General features: G+C 39.7%; 16 protein-coding genes. 9 read left to right on the top strand and 7 right to left on the bottom strand.

Annotated elements, in window-relative coordinates; all coding sequences use genetic code 11:
• Positions 1-214 precede the first annotated feature (214 nt).
• Both ACGEDC_RS20480 and ACGEDC_RS20475 read left to right on the top strand, forming a co-directional pair.
• Positions 215-3,124, top strand: a complete 2,910-nt coding sequence (locus ACGEDC_RS20480; protein ID WP_394495452.1) for an ExeM/NucH family extracellular endonuclease — start codon at positions 215-217, stop codon at positions 3,122-3,124.
• Positions 3,125-3,275: 151 nt separating this feature from the next.
• Complete coding sequence (locus ACGEDC_RS20475; protein ID WP_394495450.1) at positions 3,276-3,974, top strand: RluA family pseudouridine synthase; 699 nt, start codon at positions 3,276-3,278, stop codon at positions 3,972-3,974.
• A gap of 202 nt (positions 3,975-4,176) precedes the next feature.
• Here the strand turns inward: ACGEDC_RS20475 and hppD are convergent, their stop codons facing one another.
• Positions 4,177-5,217 (bottom strand): 4-hydroxyphenylpyruvate dioxygenase, encoded by a 1,041-nt coding sequence (gene hppD, locus ACGEDC_RS20470; RefSeq protein ID WP_055023300.1) that lies wholly within the window; start codon positions 5,215-5,217, stop codon positions 4,177-4,179.
• 75 nt (positions 5,218-5,292) lie between these two features.
• A complete protein-coding gene (locus ACGEDC_RS20465; protein ID WP_055023299.1) occupies positions 5,293-6,453 on the bottom strand; it encodes a homogentisate 1,2-dioxygenase in 1,161 nt (386 codons plus the stop codon).
• A 275-nt stretch (positions 6,454-6,728) separates the two neighbouring features.
• Between ACGEDC_RS20465 and ACGEDC_RS20460 the strand changes: the two genes are divergently transcribed.
• The 4 genes from ACGEDC_RS20460 (at position 6,729) to ACGEDC_RS20445 (ending at position 9,668) form a co-directional block, all read left to right on the top strand.
• Positions 6,729-7,643, top strand: a complete 915-nt coding sequence (locus ACGEDC_RS20460) for a LysR family transcriptional regulator (protein WP_065107891.1) — start codon at positions 6,729-6,731, stop codon at positions 7,641-7,643.
• A gap of 269 nt (positions 7,644-7,912) precedes the next feature.
• Entirely contained in the window at positions 7,913-8,824 is a 912-nt protein-coding gene (locus tag ACGEDC_RS20455; RefSeq protein WP_394495447.1) for a sulfurtransferase, read from the top strand.
• Positions 8,825-8,878: 54 nt separating this feature from the next.
• Positions 8,879-9,343 carry an EVE domain-containing protein gene (locus ACGEDC_RS20450; protein ID WP_055023296.1) on the top strand — a complete coding sequence of 155 codons (465 nt, stop codon included), beginning with the start codon at positions 8,879-8,881 and terminating at the stop codon, positions 9,341-9,343.
• 10 nt (positions 9,344-9,353) lie between these two features.
• The gene (locus ACGEDC_RS20445; RefSeq protein WP_372036877.1) at positions 9,354-9,668 is read left to right on the top strand and encodes a hypothetical protein; all 315 of its coding nucleotides are present in this window, start codon (positions 9,354-9,356) and stop codon (positions 9,666-9,668) included.
• A gap of 118 nt (positions 9,669-9,786) precedes the next feature.
• On the opposite strand, the gene ACGEDC_RS20440 is transcribed toward ACGEDC_RS20445, so the two are convergent.
• Positions 9,787-10,200: a YccF domain-containing protein gene (locus ACGEDC_RS20440; RefSeq protein WP_055023294.1), complete on the bottom strand. Its 414-nt coding sequence runs from the start codon at positions 10,198-10,200 to the stop codon at positions 9,787-9,789.
• A 278-nt stretch (positions 10,201-10,478) separates the two neighbouring features.
• Between ACGEDC_RS20440 and ACGEDC_RS20435 the strand changes: the two genes are divergently transcribed.
• Both ACGEDC_RS20435 and ACGEDC_RS20430 read left to right on the top strand, forming a co-directional pair.
• Complete coding sequence (locus tag ACGEDC_RS20435; RefSeq protein ID WP_394495443.1) at positions 10,479-11,153, top strand: pyridoxal-phosphate dependent enzyme; 675 nt, start codon at positions 10,479-10,481, stop codon at positions 11,151-11,153.
• A 104-nt stretch (positions 11,154-11,257) separates the two neighbouring features.
• Positions 11,258-11,461: a hypothetical protein gene (locus ACGEDC_RS20430; RefSeq protein ID WP_394495441.1), complete on the top strand. Its 204-nt coding sequence runs from the start codon at positions 11,258-11,260 to the stop codon at positions 11,459-11,461.
• A gap of 1,025 nt (positions 11,462-12,486) precedes the next feature.
• Here the strand turns inward: ACGEDC_RS20430 and ACGEDC_RS20425 are convergent.
• The 4 genes from ACGEDC_RS20425 to ACGEDC_RS20410 all read right to left on the bottom strand — a co-directional run bounded on the left by ACGEDC_RS20425 (position 12,487) and on the right by ACGEDC_RS20410 (position 15,233).
• Positions 12,487-13,182, bottom strand: a complete 696-nt coding sequence (locus ACGEDC_RS20425) for a ChrR family anti-sigma-E factor (protein WP_394495439.1) — start codon at positions 13,180-13,182, stop codon at positions 12,487-12,489.
• The gene (locus ACGEDC_RS20420) at positions 13,175-13,855 is read right to left on the bottom strand and encodes a sigma-70 family RNA polymerase sigma factor (RefSeq protein ID WP_080915916.1); all 681 of its coding nucleotides are present in this window, start codon (positions 13,853-13,855) and stop codon (positions 13,175-13,177) included. Before ACGEDC_RS20420 ends, ACGEDC_RS20425 begins: the two co-directional genes overlap by 8 nt.
• Before the next feature lie 188 nt (positions 13,856-14,043).
• Positions 14,044-14,592, bottom strand: coding sequence for an LON peptidase substrate-binding domain-containing protein (locus ACGEDC_RS20415; protein WP_055023290.1), 549 nt, complete (start codon positions 14,590-14,592; stop codon positions 14,044-14,046).
• Between the two features lie 101 nt (positions 14,593-14,693).
• Positions 14,694-15,233, bottom strand: a complete 540-nt coding sequence (locus ACGEDC_RS20410; RefSeq protein ID WP_394495435.1) for a lipocalin family protein — start codon at positions 15,231-15,233, stop codon at positions 14,694-14,696.
• Between the two features lie 245 nt (positions 15,234-15,478).
• Between ACGEDC_RS20410 and ACGEDC_RS20405 the strand changes: the two genes are divergently transcribed.
• A complete protein-coding gene (locus tag ACGEDC_RS20405) occupies positions 15,479-16,420 on the top strand; it encodes a chemotaxis protein CheV (RefSeq protein ID WP_394495433.1) in 942 nt (313 codons plus the stop codon).
• Positions 16,421-16,537: the final 117 nt, after the last annotated feature.

The following is a 16,537-nucleotide window of genomic DNA, read 5'->3' as shown; positions in this document are numbered from 1 at the left end:
GTGTCTGGCATTTAACCTAAAGCAGGTTTTTAAGACTGGCAAACTACCTATCAAGTTTTATAAGTCGAAAGTGTTATTTTCAATTAATTCAGATAATTGAAATCTGAATTTAACATTTTTGCAACCGATACTCATTATAGTCGATTGGTTTTTAGATTTACCAAAACGCCAAAAGGCGAATACATAACGAAAGAAAAAATCTAGGGGTCTCGACATGTTTTTAAGTGCTAAACCAAATGACGTTAAGCAATACATTAAGCAGTACATTAAGCCAAGCCAAGTCGCATTATCGCTGGGGCTATTATCTTGTACGGCGATAACTTCAGCATCCTTTGCAGATGATCTTATTATTTCTGAATATATTGAAGGTAGCAGTAACAATAAAGCAATTGAGCTTTATAACCCGACAGAAAGCGACATTGATTTAACGGGTTATCAGTTACAGTTTTACTTTAATGGAAATACAACCAGTGGCACTAGTATCGACTTAGTCGGCCAAGTGCAAGCAGGGGCGACGTTTGTTCTTGCTGATAATGATGCTAGCAGCGAAATACTAGACAAGGCACAGCAAACGTCAACGAGTAGTTTTTTTAATGGCGATGATGCCATTGTATTACTTAATCAATCAGAGATTATTGACTCGCTCGGTCAGGTTGGGGTTGATCCCGGTTCGCAATGGGGAGAAGGTGAATTATCAACTAAAGACAATACGTTAAGACGTGATCATGATGGCGTAGTGGCTGATGTTGTTGTAGACGACGAGGTGACGTTAGCCAATTGGTTCGGTTTTGCTCAAAATGACTTTTCAGATTTAGGGAACTTTAATGGCTCAGTTACTGACCCAACAGATCCAACAGACCCTGTTGATCCCGTGGAGCTCATTTGCGGCGAGACAGCAACAGCTATTCATGCGATTCAAGGTGCAACCGATATTAGCCCACTACTGGGTGAGACTGTCGTGGTTGAGGCAATTGTTACGGCTGATATGCAAGCTGGTTTAAAAGGCTTTTACTTACAAATGGCAGATGCTGAATCTGATGCCGATCCGATGACGTCAGAAGGCATATTTGTTTATACCGAAAATGCATCGATTGCGGTGAATGCAGGTGACCGTGTCCGCCTTCAGGCAGAAGTGAAAGAGTATAATAACCTAACTGAGCTCGCGGATGTCTCAGCATGGACAATTTGTCAAACCCAACAAAATTTACCGACGCCAGCAATGGTGACATTACCCACATTAGAAGGTGTGGGACTGGAACCGTACGAAGGTATGCGAGTGAGTTTTGAGCAGACCTTAGTGGTTAATTCAGTCAGTAATTTAGGTAAATATGGTGAAGCTCAATTAGGTAGCAGCAGGCATTTTATTGGGACACAAATAATGAGTCCTGGCGCTGATGCGCTTGCACTAGAAGCTAGCTACCAATATGACCGGGTGATACTTGACGATGGAATAACGGCTTCAAACCCTGATGTTGTCCCTTATCCTGCACCGCAATTATCCGCAACAAATACACTGCGTGCAGGTGATTCTGTATCGAGCTTAACGGGTGTACTTCATTATGGTTTTAATGAATACCGAGTGATGCCGACCGAAATGGTCAATGTCGTGTCGACCAACCCTCGCACAGTATCGCCTGAGCGCTCTTTGGCAGCGGATGTCACGATAGCCAGTTACAACGTATTGAATTATTTTAATGGTGATGGCGCAGGCCAAGGATTTCCAACCAGCCGTGGCGCTGATAGCGTCAGCGAGTTTGAGCGTCAGCAAGCTAAAATTGTCAGTGCATTATTAAATATTGATGCAGATATTGTTGGTTTAATGGAAATTGAAAATGATGGCTTTGGCACAAACTCAGCTATCTCTACCTTAGTCGCTGAGCTTAATGCTGCAGTGGGGGAAGCAAAATATCAATTCATTAGCGCAACTAACTCTATTATTGGTACTGATCAAATTGCAGTAGGGCTGTTGTATCAAGCGGACAAGGTAAGCCCTGTTGGGGAGGCGAAAATCCTTTTAAGTGCTAATTCGCCATTAGATGAAAATGGCGCTGTATTTTTTGATAGTAGCAAAAACCGCCCAATGTTAGCGCAAGTATTTGTTGATGATGCATCAGGCGAAGCGTTTGTGGTTGCGGTGAATCATTTAAAATCTAAAGGGGGCAGCTGCAGTAGTATTGGCGATCCAGATATGAATGACGGTCAAGGCAATTGCAATGTAACTCGTACTCGTGCCGCTCAAGGTTTAGCTATTTGGTTAGCACAAGAGTTTACGGACAATGGTGAAGAGTTAAAGGCATTAGTGATAGGCGATTTAAATGCTTACGCTAAAGAAGATCCTATTACGGCATTGAAGCAAGCTGGTTATATTGAGTTGTTTGAACACACTGGCCAATCAAACGCTTATTCGTATCTATATAATGGTAAAGCAGGGCAATTAGATCATGCATTAGCAAATAGTGCATTGATTGAACATGTGCTAAATGTGTCAGAGTGGCACATAAATGCCGATGAACCTGTTGTGATTGATTACAATGAAGAGAACAAATCGCACGCGCAACTAAGTGATTATTATCAAGCTGATGCATATCGCTCTTCGGATCATGATCCTATGATTGTTGAGTTACAGTTTTTACCCAGCAATCAAGCGCCAATAGCTGATTTTACTTGGGCTCAGATAGGTGGTGTTGTCAATGTTGTTTCTACATCAACTGACGATAATGATGAGCAACTAACGCATGAATGGTCATGGGGGGATGGAGCGACATCTTCAGGTAATGTGGCTGGTTATGAGTACAGCAGTAATGGCACGTATACCATCACGTTGACAGTGACAGATTCTCAAGGGGTACTTAGCAGCAAAAGCCAAGTTGTCGAGGTGGTAGATCTTATCGAGAATATTCCACCAGTTGCGAATATTCGTCATATCGACCTTTGGTTCGTTGATCTGTTCATTTCATTTAGTACCGACGAGGATGGCTATATCACATCTCAGCAGTGGCTATTTAATGATGGCCATATGGTTAATCGTCGCTTGGTTTTAAGGCGTGCAGGAACAGCGAATAGTGTGCAGCTAACGGTAACTGATAACCAAGGTGCTACTGACAGTCAATCAACTGCTTTTTAGTGAGTTGATTCGATTTAAGTTAGCTGACTCTCAATAAGAGTGGGTTTTATGTTGTAATTTCACGGTTGGCTTAATGCAAGTTAAGTACAAAAGGTGGCCAATTGGCCACCTTTTTATTACTATGCAACCTTGATTGACGGTTTAGGTAACCATGACTGAATTTATTGCCCCACCTTGCGCTGAGCAAATCTCAATTCTGTATCAAGACGAACATTTACTGCTAATCAATAAGCCCAGTGGTTTATTGAGTTTATCTGGCAAGAACCCATTGAATAAAGACTCGGTTCATTATCGGCTTGTGCAAGACTTTCCAAGTGCAACCTTAGTGCATAGGTTAGATTTTGGTACATCTGGCATTATGCTGGTGGCATTAAATAAATCCATCAATGGACTACTGACGAAACAGTTTCAAGATAAAACCATTGATAAAACATACCATGCAACCTTGCATGGTCACGTATCGAGTGCGCTCGCTCAATATGGAGAGATTAATGCCGCAATTGCGAAAGATACTGAAAACTTTCCTTATATGAAGATTTGCCCTGATTCTGGCAAACAAGCGAAATCAGAGTTTGAAGTACTTGAGCGAACTATGCTGACAATAGTAGATAGCGCCTGCACTCAACAAATACCAATCACAAAAGTGAAGTTCACTCCAATAACAGGGCGTACTCATCAATTAAGAATTCATAGCCAATATATACGCCATCCCATTTTAGGGTGTGACTTATATTGCAATAGTGAGTCACATGCTCTTGCGTCAAGGTTACTATTGCATGCTAGCTATTTAAGCTTTACCCATCCAGTAACCAAACAATTGATGAATATTGAATGTGAAGTGCCGTTTTAATTTGGTAAAAGCCAGCCGCTTGTGTCGATGAAAACTTTAGTCACCTCCTTTGCACATCAGTTAATCTTTGATAAATATTTCCTGACCCCTTTAATGTAAAAAGCCCGCTGTTAATAACAGCGGGCTTTTGCTTTAGCCTTAACATGCGCTTAAGGGCGTAATTCGGGGAGAGGATTAAGCCTTAATTCGCATGACAAATAGGTTAAAGCACACCACGTTTCATTTGATCTCGCTCGATAGATTCAAACAAAGCTTTAAAGTTACCTTCACCAAAGCCTAGATTGTTCTTACGTTGAATGATCTCAATGAAGATAGGGCCAAATAAGTTTTTGGTGAAGATTTGCAGTAAATAACCTTCATCATCGCCATCAACTAAAATTTGGTGATGTTTAATGCGATCACGATCTTCAGTCACTTGTGGCAACTTATCAAAAATCGTGTCGTAATACTCTGGAATAATATCTAGCGTTTTAATCGCAGTGCCTTCCATCGCATCAAGTGAGCCAACAATATCACGGCTTCTGAATGCTAAATGCTGCACACCTGGGCCATTGTACTCACCTAAGTATTCATCAATCTGGTTATTGTTGTTGCCTTTACCTTCGTTGATTGGAATACAGAAGCTACCGTCTGGTGAACGCAAAGCATAAGACACCAATGCCGTTTGTGCGCCGCTAATGTCAAAGTAACGAACTTCAGTGAAAGCAAAAATGTCTTTATAAAAGTTTGCCCATTTTTCCATGGTGCCTTTATAAACATTGTTGGTTAAGTGGTCGACTTCCATGAAGCCTTTTTCTTCAACAATCATTGGCTCGGCTAAATCTTCAAAATCATTTTTGTATATGTTTTGCGCTTCACCAAACACATCAATAAAGTAAATTAAGCTGTCGCCAATACCGTAAATAGCTGGGTAAGCCATATCTTTTGCTGCATCGTCAGCTGGTTTTGCACCACGTGCAACAGCTTCGTTAAAAGCAAATTCAGCATCTTCAACGCGCCAACCCATAGAACAAATAGCAGGGCCATGTGACTTAGCAAAGTCCGCTGAGAAGCCTTGCTTAGACTTGTTCAGTAAAAAGTTAATATCATTTTGCTTGTAGTAAACAATATCGTTCGCTTTTGCTTTTTTAAGCATAGAAAAACCAAAGTCAATAAACACTTGATGCATAAAATCAGTGTCAGGGCTGGCAAATTCTGTAAATTCAATGCCTAAAAGACCAAGTGGGTTTGTTTCGCTCGCCATTGTGTTTTCCTTAATTTATTTTGCTTTTAGCGCCACTCTTTGGTGACGTTTGATTATGTAAAGGTGAATCAGTGTTTATGATTCAATCCAAGAACGGTTGTAATCGTCGCTCATGCAGTTTTTTACATGGGCGGTTAAATTCAGTGGTGCAAAAGTGTCGACCATAACGGCGTACTCATAAGTCTCAGTTTTACCTATGGAGGCTTCGGTTTTACCTGGTTGCGGTCCGTGGGGGACACCTTTTTGATGTAAAGTCATATAACCCGCTTCAATGCCTGTGCGGCTCATAAAGTCACCGTCGACGTAATACAACACTTCGTCGCTATCGATGTTGTTGTGGTAATAAGGTGCAGGAATCGATTGCGGATGAAAGTCATACAGGCGTGGTACAAAGTTACATACGACAAAGTTATTAGCAGTAAAAACGATGTGATCAGACGGCGGTAAATGAATTTTACCAACCTTAGGTGCATATTCGGTGATGTTGAATGCCCAAGGGTAGACACAGCCATCCCAGCCCACTAAATCAAATGGGTGCCACTCTAAAGTGGTGACTTGGTATTTATCACCAAACTTACTGACTAATGGGAATTCGCCTTGTTCAACTATGGCATCTTTGAGTAGTGGAGTGCGAATATCTCGCTCACAATAAGGAGCAGACTCAAGCATTTGGCCGTATTCATTTCTAAAATGCTTCGGTACTTCCACCATCGAGTAAGCTTCAATGACAAACAAACGGACATTCGTTAAATCATTAAATTTAAGCTGATAGGTGGTACCACGAGGAATGACTAAATAGTCCCATTGTTTAACGGCTAACTCGCCGTATTCACTTAGGAGTGTGCCTTCGCCATTGTGCACAAATACAATTTCGTCAGCGTAAGCATTGCGGTAAAACTCGTGAGTATCTTGGGTTACCTTAGCGGTATACATCGCCACGTCAGCGTTATAAAAAATTTTGTTACGGGCACTAAAGAAGTTACCGTCACAATCTGCTTGGCGCGAATCTAATTTGTAGTTTTGGATTAACGAATCTTGCCAAGCTTCACCGTGATCTAATGCATAAGGCGCAACAGCCAAGGCTTTGGTTGGCATGTTGTGGTGATACTTATTGGAGTAAATATTTGAAAAACCATGAGTTGAAAAAAGCTCCTCACGGTAAAGCTCGCCTGATTCTTTTTCAAAAGCGATATGGCGTTTAGCAGGTATCTGACCTTGCTGAACATAAACCGGCATACTGACTCCTTAAATTCAAATATAAGCGATCGATATCGTCATTGGCGCATTCTTTTTTGTTATTTGTATGTGCTAAATACATACTTTACGCATCTGCAACATGGGTTTTCTAGCGCAATTAAATCAATCACTTTGTGATCTAGTTATCAATTTAGTTGCTAGTATGAACAAAAAAAGAATAATAAAGCGTGTAACTCCATCAAATTTTTAGATGGTATTGTTTTGTTTACAAGAGTGTCACGGCTACTGAACAGCAACTGAGCTTGGGGTGTACGATGAAAATTGATGTTGAAGCGTTTAATGTACTGCAAGTACTTGTTGAAGAAGGAAGTTTTGCTAAAGCATCCGAAAAACTACACAAGGCGCAATCTGCAGTGAGCTATCAAGTTAAAAAGCTCGAGCAGCATTTAGGCGTCGAATTATTTAATCGAGATCAGTATCGTGCAGAGCTCACACCAGAAGGACGCGTGATTTTGGCCGAAGGCCAGCGTTTGTTGCAGCATTTATCCAATATCGAGCATTTAGCCAGCCGTTTTAGCGAAGGTTGGGAGCCGAAACTTGAGCTCGTTATTGATGGCGCATTACCAATGGAGCCAATCATGACTGCCCTAAAACGCATGTCAGAGAATAATGTGCCGACGAAAGTGCAACTTAATATGGAATTTTTAGGCGGGGTGCAACATAGATTTGAGCAAGATAAAGCCGATTTAATGCTAGTGAAAGACTATATCGCAGCGCCGTATTTTTCTGCCACCACATTGCCCACTGTCACCAGTTTATTGGTGTGTTCAACCCAACATGCGCTAGCTAATAAAAGTAATGTGAGCTTATCAGAGCTGCAGCAACATGTTGAATTAACCATTGAAGATTCATCACCAACAAAGCAGCGAGACGAACTGCAATTTGGCGGTGATAAAGTGTTTTACCTATCTGGCTTTATCATGAAGAAAAACGCCTTATTAAAAGGTTTAGGTTTTGGTTGGATGCCAGAGTTTTTAATTAGTGAGTTAATTGAAACTCAGCAATTAGCCATTGTCGATTTTGTTGGTGGCCACCGCTTTCGATTTACCCCACAATTGGTGTCTACACTGGAGCGGCCGTTAGGGCGAGCGGGGCAATTATTTACCGATCTTATTTTAGAAGAGTTCGCATTGTTTGATAGTAAACAACATCAATCGACAGTCGTTTAACTTAGCATTCAAGTATCTACTGTCACTCAATAAAAGCTTGTGAATTGCACGTCTTTATCGTGTTTTTGTATCCAATGACGTTAGGGAGCTGAAAGGCCGAAGTCGTGGCGTTTTGTTACCATCTTTTGTGAAGCATATTGATAGGGAAGCAACGGCATATCCCAATTAAAAATTCTTTTGCAAGCCAGCTTAAACCTCACCTTTTCATTGTGTTAATGTATCAAAAACAATGAGTAGCAATTAGCTAATTAAAGCATGGTTGAAAATACATGAATCGAAAACCAATTAATTACCCGTTAATGTCCGTTAGCTGCTTGTATGAAAAATGCAATGATGACGCTGTGATGATTATTGATGTCAGTATGGATAAGGTGATTGGCAAAGAACCAATTATTTATGATGAATTAGTGACGATACCTAATAGTCATTTTGTTGATATTAACGTAGATTTAGTCGATACCGACAGTGCTGGTGTGCACTCATTTCCGAGCCAAAGCCAAGTGAATAAGGTTATCAATAAACTGGGTATTTCAGAACATTCAACACTTGTTTTATATGATAATCAGGGAATATATTCGTCTCCACGTGCGTGGTGGATATTTCATACGTTTGGTCTGAGTAATGTGTTTATTTTAGATGGCGGTCTGCCTGAATGGATTAAACAGGGCTATCCAACTTCATCTGAATATCTAACTATTGATACGAAAAACGTAGAAAGCCTAGTTAATGTAGGCAGTGATGTTATCTCATTTATGGACTCTTGTTTCGATGCTCGTCAGCTTGTGTCAAAGCAAGAAGTGTTACTCAACCTCACTGATAAACAATTTAGTGTGATTGATGTTCGAGCTACTGCACGTTTTAATGGCTTGGTTGATGAACCAAGACAAGGCGTGAGAAGCGGCCATATTCCTGACTCAATAAATCTCCCTTTTGCCAATGTGCTAAATGGTAATACATACAAGCGTCCTGCTGAATTGCGCCATTTATTTTCCAGTATATTACCTGAAGATAGTAAGCGGGTTGTATTTAGCTGTGGCTCAGGAATTACTGCTTGTATTGGCTTGGTAGCGCTTATATCAAGTGGTACAGATACAAGCTTATATGATGCTGCCTTATATGATGGTTCGTGGAGTGAGTGGGGCAGTGATGCATCTCTGCCGATTGCAAAATCAAAGATATAAAAAGAAACTTACTACAACACTCATCAAAAGTAGTTTAAACAATAGGATTGCAAAATGGCATATTGGTTAATGAAGTCTGAGCCAGACGAGTTCAGTATTGACGATTTACAGCAATGTGAAAACCAAACTGAACCTTGGGAAGGGATCCGTAATTACCAAGCGCGTAACTTTTTACGCGATGCGGTAAAAGTGGGCGATACGGTATTGTTTTATCATTCCAGTTGCAAAGTGCCGGGTATTGTTGGCTTGGCGACAGTATCATCTGAGCCTTATCCCGACCAGAGTGCTTTTGATAATGAGTCAAGTTATTATGATCCTAAATCAGATATTGAAAATCCGCGCTGGGTTGCTGTGGATTTAACTTATCGGCAAACCTTTAAGCAGATTATTACCTTAAAAGCGCTTAAAGCTGATCCTCAACTTGCTGATATGGTATTAGTGAGTAAAGGGGCAAGGTTGAGTGTTCAACCTGTGACTGAAGCAGAATTTCAGCATATTGTTAGTGTGTTAGCGTCATAGGAGAAAGTGGATGTCGTGGACATGCGAAAATTGTAATACCGTCATTGATGATGGCTTTCAAGTTTGTTGGAATTGTAACTGTGAAAAAGGTCAACCAGCGCCAGTCGCTTCACCTAACAAAGCGAGTATTGATTGTATTCGATGCAAGAGTAGCCTTACATTTATTGGTACTAAAAGTTTTCATGAAGGTACGCGCTGGGGCGTTTTAGGTGAACTTGGCGAGCTGTTTGTTAATAAAGAAGATTTTGATATGTTTGCCTGTAAATCTTGTGGCAAAGTAGAGTTTTTTATTGCTGGTTTTAACCACAAAAATAACGAAATTTAGAATGGTTTACTCTATTTAAAACTGAACAGAAACACCTCATAATCTGCTAGCTGAATATAAGGTGTTTTTGTTTTAACGCTACTGTCCAATATCTTTGCTTTCAGTCATAAGTGACCTGTTAGTAGCTTTCTTTTGCCACAACGGTTTGGCCAATTGGTGTTAAGCTCAGTAGTGCGAGTTTTACGTGTTGTATTGCAAACGGAATACCGATAATGGTAACAAAGCAAGCTACAGCATGGGTTAAGTGACCAATCGCGAGCCAAATACCACAGAATAAGAACCAAATAACGTTGCCAATCATGCCCAATGGACCAGTACCAATATCTTCAAATCCTTTTAAATGTTTACGGTTAACGTTTTCTTGTCCAAATGGCCAGAACGCCATTTCACCAATCACGAAGCAAGCACGGCCAAATGGAATACCAATAATACTGATAAAACACAATAAGCCTGCTAGCCACCATGCTAGACCCATTACAAATCCGCCCATGATGAACCATGCGATATTAAAAATTAATCTCAAGACTGACATTGGTGCTCCCTAAGTCATACAAAACTGGTTAATGAAATGACCAATATTCCATTGGTGATAATAATCACTAGAAAGCCAAAACTATGCCAATATTTTTATTAGCTTTTTGTTTCTTTTAAGTGGTTGATAATTATTGATTTTATTTTGATTTGTTTAGAAGGTTAGAAGACATTACTTGACTTAGTTTGGGCTGTCGACAATTGATGATAGCGAAAATCGCTAATAGTTAGTTAAAATACCACTACAGACTATAACTCTTTATTTAAGCGACGTTACTTATGTTTGCGGCTGGCTCTAATGTATCTCTTGCGGATATCTCAATCGACACGCCCGTTGATAAAATGAGATTTGCTGATCGTGAGGTTTTTGTTAAGCGAGATGACTTGATTCATCCTGATTTTAGCGGAAACAAAGCCCGTAAGTTTCAATTCTTCTTGACCCAGGACTTTCCTCATATCAATAAGGTTATTGGATACGGTTCACCTCAAGCTAATTCATTACATTCACTTGCAGTGCTGGCTAAGTTGCGCGGATGGCAGTTAGATTATCATGTGGATCATATCGCTGATTATCTTAAACAAAACCCACAGGGGAACTACCTAGCAGCGCTTAATAATGGCGCCAATATTGTCGAGAAACCTAAACATGTAAGCGGCAATCTTGATAGCTATGTGTCTGATTTAGCGAAACAAGCATCTGCGAATGAGATCTATATTCCTGAAGGTGGACGATGTGAGTATGCTGCAGAAGGGCTTGAAACATTAGGCCTGCAAATTTTGAGTTGGATGCATCAGCAGAATATGACTAGATTAAATCTGTTTTTGCCTTCAGGTACGGGCACAACAGCATTATTCTTGCAACGATTTTTTAAGCGCTACCTTCCGCAGGCGAGTCAGCCAACTGTAACAGTCAATGTCATAACCTGCAGTTGCGTGGGGGAGACAATTACCTAACGCATCAGTTTAGTCAGTTAACATCACAGAGTGAGTTTCACCCGCATATTGTATCAAATGGCACTAAGTATCACTTTGGAAAGCTTAATCGACAGTGTTATGACATGTGGCGTCGTGTGCGTGATTCTGGCATTGAGTTTGAGTTACTTTATGATCCAGTTGGATTTATCATGCTGGAGCATTTTTTAAATAAAGATTATAAAGCGGAAACTGTCGATAATACTTGGCCTGTTATGTATTTACACCAAGGTGGTTTATTGGGTAATCCAAGTATGCTCGCTAGGTATATACGTAAATATGGTCAGTAAGTTAACTGTAGCTAAAGAAAGTTGTTTAAGTATTAGTGCTGGAAGTGAAGCGAATGGGGTTGTTTCATGTTGCTCAGTTCTAATAAACGTCCGGTAAAGTGTGAGAGGAAATACCGAGAAGCGATGTTTATTGAGTAACTGAGCAAATGAATAACGCAAGCGTTATGGAAGGTGTTACTTGTTAGCCGTTATCAACCATTTCATAAATTTTAACGCTTCAGTGCGCTTTGAAAAAGTTGTTTTAGTTTTACCTTGGCTGTCAGTAAAAGCTATTGAGTTTTTGTTTGATGATATTGAATTTACAGGGAAATTGACTGTAATTTCGTGACCATTAATGTTGTATGACATATGCCACACTCCTTTTTTAATTTTCACCTATCTGGTGAGTAAGTAATAACAATAAATATCCTTAAGCAGTTGTGTTGCGTAAGTTTGGGCTTATTGAAGCTAATGTGTGTGCTTAAGTTAACTGTGCTTATTACACTGACAAGTCGTGTTGATTATTTATTTTAATCGCCAACTTACTTGCTTTGTCTAGTTGAACACAGGCATATGACAAACAAATGACAATGTTTAACCAAAAGGCGTGACTTGTAGTGTGGGTTTACGAGTGCAGTTATGAATAACAGAAGGGTAAACAGTTAAATACAAGTTAACTTAATAACATTGTGGATAATATGCGTATATTTTTAATATAGCAATACATATTTTACAAAATAGAACAGTTTAAGACTAAAAGGTGAGCGATACGTCTTTTTGTCGTATAAAAACCAAGCTAAAACTGAAAGGGTGTTGATAAAGTTACACTAATTCAGTGTGCTAATGAGTGGTTAACTTCGCTATTTTGTTAAATGGTATCCCTCAATTATGTCATTTCGTATCGAGTTTACGATCGTTTAAACATAAGGTTTGAGCATTGTTATTAAGAAGCCTACTTTAAAGCTGATTACCTAGTATTAATTCGCTAATTATCAAAATAGAACAGCCTGAAATACAGGCTGTTTATGAACATTTTGATAGGCTATTTAGTAAATTAGTTCACCGATTGGATTGAGCAATTTACTGATACCTTTAGTAAAGTATAAAGGTGCATCGACGACGGTATAACATAAACAACCATCAATGGTTTTAGGACTATGTTCATGCTCAGAATCGAGCATGATAAAATCACCGGCTGTATAGGTATTGTACTCATCACTAAATTCACCAGCGAGTAACAAGGTTAGCTCTTGACCTTTGTGGCTGTGCTGTGGGATTTCACCATTTTCAGCAATGTGCAGCAGGCTCGCTCTCACTTGCTTTTCACCTGTGTCTAATCGTATCCGGTTGACCTTACCGATACCTTGCCAGTTGTTGTTAATTTGCTGGCTAAATGCTCGAGGTAAGGTGTATTCATGTCCTTTAATCGATACGTTAACATGGCTAGCAACATGAGTTTGATTACTTGCTTCAACTTCTTTTGCTTCAAGTACGTCATCTTGCATCATGTCAGCGAGTAGGGCATCTAAGTCTGCGTCTAAATCAGAACTATCATTGTCGATAGAGGACATCGGTGCGAGTGAAAAGCTCTCGTCTGAGGCTTTTAAAGTTAACGCCATTAATTGCTCAGTGCATTGGGGGCACAGCTCACAATGTGCTGATACCGCGATAGATAAAGATAACGGTAATTGACCCTTCGCATGGAGCGATAACAATTCCTGATTTGGGTGGTACTTAATCATAATGTTTCTCCATGAAGCCTTTTAACTTTTCTAAACCTAAACGTAATCTTGATTTGACTGTACCAATGGGCACTTTTAATTTGTCAGCGAGCTCTTGCTGCGTTAATTCTTGCATGTAGATGCCTTGAACCACTTGCTTTTGCAACGGAGGTAAGTCATCGACGTGTTTTAGTAATGTGGCTGATAATTTGAAGTCGTTATCGGTTTCATCACTTTCATCAGATTCAAATAGTGGCCAAATGTCATCACCGTATGCATCTTCACGATTATTTTGTACTTTACGAAGCATGTCGAAGCATTGATTTCGCATAACGGTAAACACCCAGGTACTCACAGCGGCTTTATCGGCGTTGTATAAATGCGCTTTGGTCCACACTCGTGTCATGGTTTCTTGAACGAGATCCATTGCTAAACCTTGTTGGCTTAAACGCTGAACCCCAAAGGCACGAATTTTGGGAGAAAAATGAGCAAATAACTTGGCGAAAGCAGCTTTACTACGCTGGTTGGCCACTTGCATCATCAAATCTGCAAGGTACTTGGCTTCATCGTTGCTGGCTTGATTATCAATTGCGTTATTGTCACTGGAATCATTTGTCGTCATGGCATTATTATTTTTAGATAACATGCCTTTATCATAACGACTTTGAACAGTTTGTGATTGAAAATTTTCCATTTATTTTCGCTCGCATATTCTGACGTTGGTGATGTACATAAATGACGAAAGGTTTTGTATTAGCTGTATTAGCATTTGTTTTACCAATCAATCATGCACTTGTTATTTACCATTACGTGAGACGGCAGGAATGGATCAAAAAATTTCTAGAAAGAGTATAACGTCAGTGTTTGTGGTATTAGCTTGGGTTACTTAATGATGCTTGTAAGTAATTCTTCGGTCATTTTATGGTTATGACTATTAATGCATTGATATTTTTCTTCAGCGGTAATCGGCATTATTTCTAACCAACGCTGGCATACCCAGGACATGTTATCGAAATCTTGTTTATTGTAATGGGACAGCTGAGCTGGGTATTGTTCAAGTATTTGCTGCAAGGTTTCGCTTAAGAACTTCTGATTGGGCACGATGTCAGAATTTGGCCAATCAGGTAACAGGCTTACGTTGCCACGTTTAAGGCCATCATCTTCGATGTTGAAATCATTGATTTTGAATCGCTGCTGTCCTTGGATACTGATCCCGAGTAAACCATCATCTAACGTTTCAAAATCAATAATGTGTACCCAAGTACCGATTGGCATCAGTTCGTTTTTGCTGTTTAGCATGCACAGTCCAAAACCTTCGCCAGACTTTAATGACTCAGTCACTAGACGTTTGTAGCGTTGTTCAAAAATTCTAAGTTGCGTAAACCCCTGAGGTAGTAAGCAAATCGAAAGCGGAAACAAAGGTAGTATCATAACAGCACCTATATGATGAAAGTGTTATTTGTCGAGTGAGGTTTATTTTTAAATCAACTATATATACGCATACGAATAACACTATGATCATTATTTATTGGTTAGTTTTGGCTTACCCATATAAGGTCTTGTTCGTTAATGCCCAATGTGCGCATTTTGGACACAAAACGTTGCTTAACATCATCAGAAATCACGGTGTCACGGGCTAAAATCCAAGCATATTCGTTATTGGGACCAATGACTAATGATGCTTGATAGTCTCCGTTTTCGTCTTTAACTAAATCGTGGATTTGATATGCACCATAAAACGGGCCGAAGAAAGAGACTTTTAAGCGACCTATTTTGTCAGATTCAATGAAGTAGGCTTTACCTTCTGCTTCTTTCCATTTTTGTGCGTCTGTTAAGTACCCTTTATTGATCACTATGACTTTGTCGCCTTCTACACTGTAATTAGCGGTGACTTGGCTCATACCTCGCTCAAAGGAGTGGTCGAGTCTCGCTATTTCGTGCCATGTACCTAAGTAATTGGTTAGCTGAAAATCATCCACAACGTCAACTTTAGTGTCGAGCATGGTGCAAGCACTGGTAGATAAAAGTAATACAGCAGAGGCGATAGTTTTAATGAATTGTTTACGCATCATATTTCCTTTATGTCTGTAGCAAGGGGGCTTTTTCTGATGTCAGCCAAAGACTTCAGTAATTTAAACTAATGATACGTCGATTTTGGCCGATAAGATCTTATTCAAAATGTGATTGTTTAATTTACATGCAAATTGGTAAGTTTTTCTGCAAAACACTGAGTAATTACGATGAACTCAGCAGTTTTTTGATGTAAATCATTTTATAATTTACGTGAAGCCGATGTTGAGTTAACTGAGAAATAATAATGAAGAAAGTTCTTGATACTGTAGATCAACGCACCCAGCTAGTGGGTGAGAACCGGTTGGAATTACTACTGTTCAAAATAAGCGCAACTCAATTATTCGCTATTAATGTCTTTAAAGTCAAAGAAGTTGTTAAGTTACCAGCACTCAGTGCCTTACCAGGTAGTAACAGCAATATTAGTGGCGTAGCCAACATACGTGGTATGTCGATACCTGTGATAAATCTGCGAGGAGCGATTGGGTTTAGCCCGATGTCTGTATCTGAAGATTGTAACCTAATTATTACTGAATATAATCGCAGTGTGCAGGGCTTTTTAGTAGGCAAAGTTGAGCATATCGTTAACATGACCTGGAGCGACATTATGCCGCCGCCAAAGTCAGCGGGCGCGAACAACTACCTCACTGCAATAACCAAGCTAACCGAGAATGATGTTGAGCGATTGGTGTCTATTATTGATGTCGAAAAGGTGCTTGCTGAAATTATTGATTACGATATTAGTTTGTCAGATGGCGTATTAGATGAACAACTTGCAGAGCATATGCCGGGTAAAAAAGTGCTTATTGTTGATGACTCCTCTACGGCAAGAAAACAAGTCAGAGACACATTAAGTCAGTTAGGTATTGAAATTATTGAAGCGTCGGATGGCTTGCAAGCGTTACACTATTTACAAAAGTTAACTGCAGAAGGCATTGATGTCACTACTGAGTTTTTGATGATGATAACTGATGCGGAAATGCCTGAAATGGACGGTTATAAGCTTACCTCAGAAATTCGCGCTGATGAGAAAATGAGCGCCTTATATATCACTTTAAACACTTCTCTAAGTGGTAGCTTTAACCATGCAATGGTTGAAAAAGTGGGCTGTGATGAGTTTATTTCAAAATTCCAACCTGATTTATTGGTTGATGTTGTGCAAAAACGATTAAAGACCTTATTGGGTTAATGATTATCGGAATTAGATAATTAAAGTAACAATGAGAGAGTTAACGATTTAAAACGCAAACTATTAAAAAATAAAGGCTAATCATAGTTGATTAGCCTTTATTTTTGCCACTGGATT

It is taken from the genome of Shewanella sp. ENK2 (assembly GCF_043568515.1).
GTDB classification, from domain to species: Bacteria; Pseudomonadota; Gammaproteobacteria; order Enterobacterales; family Shewanellaceae; genus Shewanella; species Shewanella japonica.
Note: the sequence above shows the minus strand (reverse complement) of the source record. Positions and strands in the feature narration are given on the sequence as shown.

Coding starts and splice junctions, on each gene's coding strand:
- ACGEDC_RS20425 (WP_394495439.1), bottom strand. CDS start 13,182: ATGATTAAGTACCACCCAAATCAGGAATTGTTATCGCTCCATGCGAAG.
- ACGEDC_RS20450 (WP_055023296.1), top strand. CDS start 8,879: ATGGCATATTGGTTAATGAAGTCTGAGCCAGACGAGTTCAGTATTGAC.
- ACGEDC_RS20430 (WP_394495441.1), top strand. CDS start 11,258: ATGTGGCGTCGTGTGCGTGATTCTGGCATTGAGTTTGAGTTACTTTAT.
- ACGEDC_RS20435 (WP_394495443.1), top strand. CDS start 10,479: ATGTTTGCGGCTGGCTCTAATGTATCTCTTGCGGATATCTCAATCGAC.
- ACGEDC_RS20440 (WP_055023294.1), bottom strand. CDS start 10,200: ATGTCAGTCTTGAGATTAATTTTTAATATCGCATGGTTCATCATGGGC.
- ACGEDC_RS20455 (WP_394495447.1), top strand. CDS start 7,913: ATGAATCGAAAACCAATTAATTACCCGTTAATGTCCGTTAGCTGCTTG.
- ACGEDC_RS20465 (WP_055023299.1), bottom strand. CDS start 6,453: ATGCCGGTTTATGTTCAGCAAGGTCAGATACCTGCTAAACGCCATATC.
- ACGEDC_RS20415 (WP_055023290.1), bottom strand. CDS start 14,592: ATGATACTACCTTTGTTTCCGCTTTCGATTTGCTTACTACCTCAGGGG.
- ACGEDC_RS20480 (WP_394495452.1), top strand. CDS start 215: ATGTTTTTAAGTGCTAAACCAAATGACGTTAAGCAATACATTAAGCAG.
- ACGEDC_RS20460 (WP_065107891.1), top strand. CDS start 6,729: ATGAAAATTGATGTTGAAGCGTTTAATGTACTGCAAGTACTTGTTGAA.
- ACGEDC_RS20405 (WP_394495433.1), top strand. CDS start 15,479: ATGAAGAAAGTTCTTGATACTGTAGATCAACGCACCCAGCTAGTGGGT.
- ACGEDC_RS20410 (WP_394495435.1), bottom strand. CDS start 15,233: ATGATGCGTAAACAATTCATTAAAACTATCGCCTCTGCTGTATTACTT.
- ACGEDC_RS20475 (WP_394495450.1), top strand. CDS start 3,276: ATGACTGAATTTATTGCCCCACCTTGCGCTGAGCAAATCTCAATTCTG.
- ACGEDC_RS20445 (WP_372036877.1), top strand. CDS start 9,354: ATGTCGTGGACATGCGAAAATTGTAATACCGTCATTGATGATGGCTTT.
- ACGEDC_RS20420 (WP_080915916.1), bottom strand. CDS start 13,855: ATGGAAAATTTTCAATCACAAACTGTTCAAAGTCGTTATGATAAAGGC.
- hppD (WP_055023300.1), bottom strand. CDS start 5,217: ATGGCGAGCGAAACAAACCCACTTGGTCTTTTAGGCATTGAATTTACA.